The following is a 1,206-nucleotide window of genomic DNA, read 5'->3' as shown; positions in this document are numbered from 1 at the left end:
TTAAATTAAATCGGATTTATTTATTAGAAATTCTTCTTCAACTCTTCTGCTCCGTTAGTTGAATAAGATTTTTCGTTAAATCGCAAATTTAGTTAATCTAATTGTATCATAAGTTTCCGAATTTTGTATCAGATTCCCCCGAATAATTAAATCGTTCATAGTTACTTCATTTCTTTGATGTTGAATGCTTTCTAACACCTGAAACCAAGCAAGATAATTATTCAGATACTTAGTGGCAACACCGTTAAATCGTTGAATCCACGCCTTAAGTCTACGATGATAATTGTTAACGTTCTGAATGTGGTATAGACCTTTTGTTCGAACCTTTCCATCTGATTTGAATTGATAAATGTCCATACCCTTTTCGGCAGCATAGGTCTTAAAGGCACGCCACGAATCGGTACATAATATATTCTCGCTTGATAGTTTATGACCGATAGCTTTATCCAATTGCTCTTTTGTTAATCTTCCCATTCCTAATACTTGCGAAACAGTCATCTTGTCACGGTCTCTCGCAACTAATACACATACTTGTTCGTTGCTAATACCACGTTTCTTCGCAGAACCACCACGCTTACGTGATTTTCTATCTTTAATCTTTCTTTGCCCTTTTTCAGAGTATAGGAAATAGGTCTCGTCCATTTCAACGATACCTTCGAAGTTTGGGATTTCTATCTGCTTTAATGATGCTAAGAGCTTATGTCTCCAGTAGAACAAAGTGACGTGAGTAACATTACCAACTAATTCAGCAGATTTTCGTAAAGAATAGCCCTCTATCATACACTCGATAAATTTTATCCATTGGTGGAGACGACGAGTTCGATATAGGGCTGTATTTGTAAGGTCAGTAAATGTCTTTTTACACGCCTTACAGCGATAGCGTTGCTTTTTCACTTCTTCTCCGTCAACGATAGTCGAATATTTTCCAAAACGGACGATATGCTCTGACTCACAATCTGGACAATGATAACCATTCTTATTTTTACGCTCAGATATTTCTTGAAGAACAGTTCCTGTCGAAGATGATGCAGTAAGTGCATCAATTAAATACTCTCGTAATCGATGTTTCTCTGCTGGATTTAGTTTTTGGATAGCTTTAAGGATATCAGTTGCTCTCAAGGTCATCACCAACTCGTATATTGTTACGCCTATTATAGAACATCTGTTCCTTTTGGTCAAATATCAACATCTAGCTTTAACAGAGCC

General features: G+C 36.5%; 1 protein-coding gene. It reads right to left on the bottom strand.

Annotated elements, in window-relative coordinates:
* Positions 1–75: 75 nt before the first annotated feature.
* Positions 76–1,125 (bottom strand): IS1595 family transposase, encoded by a 1,050-nt coding sequence (locus tag BUB12_RS17380; protein ID WP_072892173.1) that lies wholly within the window; start codon positions 1,123–1,125, stop codon positions 76–78.
* Between the last annotated feature and the right edge of the window lie 81 nt (positions 1,126–1,206).

Source organism: Ornithinibacillus halophilus (assembly GCF_900129485.1).
In the GTDB taxonomy this organism is placed as follows: domain Bacteria; phylum Bacillota; class Bacilli; order Bacillales; family Amphibacillaceae; genus Ornithinibacillus; species Ornithinibacillus halophilus.
This window is presented reverse-complemented; position numbering and strand designations above follow the sequence as displayed.